Source organism: Pseudorhodoplanes sp., assembly GCF_046289595.1.
GTDB lineage: Bacteria > Pseudomonadota > Alphaproteobacteria > Rhizobiales > Xanthobacteraceae > Pseudorhodoplanes.
Window position 1 is genome coordinate 1 of the sequence record NZ_JBKBVB010000202.1, and the last position, 4,135, is coordinate 4,135.

The 4,135-nt window shown below is 65.0% G+C and carries 5 protein-coding genes; all 5 read left to right on the top strand.

Annotated features, from left to right (window positions below; all coding sequences use genetic code 11):
* A partial coding sequence (locus ACK41X_RS22870) for a murein L,D-transpeptidase (RefSeq protein WP_409728443.1) occupies positions 1-1,130 on the top strand: 1,130 nt, incomplete at its 5' end.
* Between the two features lie 23 nt (positions 1,131-1,153).
* Positions 1,154-1,342 carry a DUF6898 family protein gene (locus tag ACK41X_RS22875; RefSeq protein ID WP_409728445.1) on the top strand — a complete coding sequence of 63 codons (189 nt, stop codon included), beginning with the start codon at positions 1,154-1,156 and terminating at the stop codon, positions 1,340-1,342.
* 93 nt (positions 1,343-1,435) lie between these two features.
* The gene (glyA, locus tag ACK41X_RS22880) at positions 1,436-2,743 is read left to right on the top strand and encodes a serine hydroxymethyltransferase (RefSeq protein WP_409728447.1); all 1,308 of its coding nucleotides are present in this window, start codon (positions 1,436-1,438) and stop codon (positions 2,741-2,743) included.
* A 98-nt stretch (positions 2,744-2,841) separates the two neighbouring features.
* A complete protein-coding gene (nrdR, locus tag ACK41X_RS22885; protein ID WP_409728450.1) occupies positions 2,842-3,327 on the top strand; it encodes a transcriptional regulator NrdR in 486 nt (161 codons plus the stop codon).
* A 26-nt stretch (positions 3,328-3,353) separates the two neighbouring features.
* Positions 3,354-4,135 (top strand): bifunctional diaminohydroxyphosphoribosylaminopyrimidine deaminase/5-amino-6-(5-phosphoribosylamino)uracil reductase RibD (gene ribD / locus ACK41X_RS22890; RefSeq protein WP_409728453.1); only part of this gene is annotated, 782 nt, incomplete at its 3' end.

Sequence of the window (4,135 nt, forward strand, 5' to 3'; positions counted from 1 at the left end):
TCGGCCAGGGTTACGATTCGGGCATCCGCTCGGTGCGCATGCCAAAGTCGTCTCTGCCGACTTTGTCGCCGGCCACCGCACAGACCACGGAGGCCGCGATCCCGCGCTACGAGAAACTCGTTGCCGACGGCGGCTGGCCGATGGTGCCGCAGAGCGACCGGATGCGGCTTGGCAACCGCGACAAGGCGGTGGTGGCGCTGCGCCGCCGCCTGATCGCGGGCGGTGACCTTGCGACCCAATCCGGCGCGTCCGACGTGTTCGATTCCTATGTCGAGGCCGGCGTCCGGCGCTTCCAGGCGCGGCACGGGCTGACGGTCGACGGCCTCGTCCGCGACACCACGCTCGGTGCAATGAATGTTCCTGCCGAGGTCCGGCTTGCCCAGCTGCGAACCAATCTGACGCGGCTGAAGAGCTTTTCCGGCAGCCTCGGACCGAAATTCGTCATGTGCAACATCCCGGCGGCGCAGATCGAGGCGATCGAGGACGGGGTCGCGGTTTCGCGTCATACCGCAGTCGTCGGCAAGCCGGACCGGGCATCGCCCGACATCAATAGCCGCATCATCGAGGTGAATTTCAATCCGTTCTGGACGGTGCCGGTTTCGATCGTGCGGCGCGACCTCATCCCGAAGATGCAGGAGGAGCCGGATTACCTGACCAAGCAGCGCATCCGCATCCTCGACAGCCGCGGCAATGAATTGCAGCCGGAGCAGATCAACTGGTATTCCGAGGAAGCGGTCAATTACATGTTCAAGCAGGATCCGGGCGATTTCAATTCGCTTGGGGCAATCCGCATCAATTTCCCGTCCGCGCACGGTGTCTATATGCACGACACGCCGTCGCGAAACCTGTTCGGCGAGGATTTCCGCTTTCATTCGTCCGGTTGCGTGCGGGTTCAGAATGTGCGCGAGCTGGTCACCTGGCTGCTTGCGCAGACGCCCGGCTGGTCGCGCCAGCAGATCGACGATGTGATCCGGTCCGGAGACCGCAAGGACGCGCGGCTGCGGACGCCGGTGCCGCTCCACTGGGTCTATGTGACCGCCTGGGCGACCCCGGACGGGGTGGTACAGTTCCGCGACGACATCTACGGCCGCGACGGGGTAGGGGCGGCACCCGCGGTCAGCCGCGGCTGATTTTTTTTGCTCTGGAAGCCTGAATGGGCGAACGCCGCGAGGTTCTGTTCGAGTTCACCGCGGTGGGCGCGGTGATGAAGGTCGCCGCCATCGATGCCGCGACCGGGATTGAAGTGACGGTGATGGGGCCGGTCCATGCCAGCCGCGCCGATCTGCAGAAGCTCGCGCTGGCCAAGCTGCGCCGGCGCCTGGAGCGGATGAATTCATCCTAGATATTGCGGCTTAGGGCCCGACAAAAGCTATCGCTTGGCGGCCGGGCCGCCGGCGTGGTACTTGCCCAAGGATAGCCATCGGGAGATATGCCCATGTCGGTCACCGACCGGTCCGCGGCCGGCACTCCGCGCAGCGATATGTTCACGGCCAGCCTTGCAGAAACCGATCCCGAGATCGCGGCGGCGATCGCAAGCGAACTCAGCCGCCAGCGCGACGAGATCGAGCTGATCGCGTCGGAAAATATCGTCAGCCGCGCGGTGCTCGAGGCGCAAGGCTCGGTGCTGACCAACAAATATGCCGAAGGCTATCCGGGCCGCCGCTATTACGGCGGCTGCCAGTTCGTCGATATCGCCGAACAACTGGCGATCGACCGGATTACCCGGCTGTTCGGCTGCGCCTTCGCCAATGTGCAGCCGCATTCCGGCGCATCGGCCAATGCGGCGGTGTTCTTCGCGCTGATGAATCCGGGAGATACCTTCCTCGGGCTCAACCTCGCCGCTGGCGGGCATCTGACCCACGGCATGAAGATCAATTTCTCGGGCAAATGGTTCAATGCCGTCGCCTATAACGTGCGCCCCGACGACCATCGCATCGATATGGACGAGGTGCGAAAGCTCGCCCAGCAGCACAAGCCAAAGGTGATCATCGCCGGCGGTTCGGCCTATCCGCGGATCATCGACTTTGCGGCCTTTCGCGCCATTGCCGACGAAGTGGGGGCGTATCTGTTCGTCGACATGGCGCATTTTGCTGGGCTTGTCGCCGGCGGCGTGCATCCCTCGCCATTTCCGCATGCGCATGTGGTGACCACGACCACGCACAAGACGCTGCGCGGCCCGCGTGGTGGCGTGGTACTGACCAACGACGAGGAGATCGCCAAGAAGATCAACTCGGCGGTGTTTCCGGGCCTGCAGGGCGGTCCGCTGATGCATGTGATCGCGGCGAAAGCGGTCGCGTTCGGCGAGGCGTTGGGGCCGTCCTTCAAGGTTTACGCAAAGAACGTCGTGGAGAACGCGAAGGCGCTCGCCGAAACCCTCAAGTCGGCCGGTTATGACATCACCTCGGGCGGTACCGACACCCATCTGATGCTGGTCGATTTGCGGCCCAAGCGGCTGAACGGCAAAGTCTCCGAAGCGGCACTGGGCCGCGCGCACATCACCTGCAACAAGAACGGCATCCCGTTCGACCCGGAAAAGCCCACCATCACCTCCGGCATCCGGCTCGGTACGCCGGCGGGCACGACCCGGGGATTCGGCGTCGCCGAATTCAAGCAGGTCGGCGAGATGATCGCCGAGGTTCTCGATGTCCTCTCGCAGAAGCAGGCGGAAGAGGACACGCTGGTCGAAGCTGCGGTGCGCGGCAAGGTCAAGGCGCTGCTGGCGCGTTTTCCGATTTATTCCTGAGACCGGGCTTGCCCCGGCCATATGCGTTTTTGGTTCGACATCACAGGCGCGGATGCCCGGCGCAAGACCGGGCATCACGATGGAGAGAGTTGAGCGTCATGCGCTGTCCGAGTTGCGGCAGTCTCGATACCCAGGTGAAGGACTCGCGGCCGACCGAGGATTCCAATGCGATCCGCCGCCGCCGCGTCTGTCTGACCTGTCATTTCCGTTTCACGACCTTCGAGCGCGTGCAGCTGCGCGAACTGATCGTGATCAAGCGCAACGGCCGGCGCGTGCCGTTTGATCGCGACAAGCTGATGCGCTCGCTGCAGATTGCGCTGCGCAAACGCAACGTTGATCCCGAGCGCCTCGAGCAGATGGTCTCGAAGATCGTGCGCGAACTTGAAAGCCTCGGCGAAAGCGAGATTTCAACCGACGCCATCGGCGAGACGGTGATGGCGCATCTGCGCGAACTCGACGATGTCGCCTATGTGCGCTTCGCCTCGGTCTACAAGAACTTCCGCGAACCGAAGGATTTCGAGGACGCGCTTGCCGAGCTTGCGGGCGAGGACGACGGCAAGGCGGCCGCGCCGCAGCGCAAGTGACGGCCTCCGCGGAAGACCGCCGTCTCATGCAGCTTGCGCTCGCGCTCGGGCGGCGGGGGCTCGGCAATGCCTGGCCCAATCCGGCAGTCGGTGCGGTCGTGGTGAAGGATGGCGTCGTGCTGGGCCGCGGCTGGACCCAGCCCGGCGGACGGCCGCATGCGGAGACGCAAGCGCTGCGACAGGCCGGAGAGGCGGCACGCGGGGCCACGTTGTATGTCACCCTCGAACCCTGTTCGCATCACGGCAAGACACCACCCTGTACGGATGCGATCATCGCTTCCGGCATCGCGCGGGTGGTGTCCGCTCTGGGCGATCCCAATCCGAAGGTCGCGGGCGAGGGCTATGCACGTCTGCGCGCGGCCGGGATTGCGGTGATCGAAGGGCTTTGCGCCGAGGAGGCCCGGCGCGCGCATGCCGGCCATAGTCGTCGCATTCTCGACGGCCGCCCGCATGTCACGCTCAAGCTCGCGGTCTCGGCAGACGGCAAGGCGGCGCTGCAAGGCGGCAGGCCGGTACAGATCACCGGGGAGGAGACCCGGGCCCGGGTGCATCTGATGCGGGCCATGAACGATGCGATTCTGGTCGGTATTCGTACTGTGCTTGCCGACGATCCGGCGCTGACCTGCCGGCTGCCCGGCATGCTGGCAGCCTCTCCGGTGCGGGTGGTGCTCGATCCGGCGCTGCGGCTGCCCGAAACCTCGCAACTTGTGGCGGGTGCAACCGACATTCCGCTCTGGGTCTTCTGCGCGCGCAATGCATCGCCAGCGCGGGAAGCGCTGCTAGCCCGGGCCAACGTGCACATCATCCG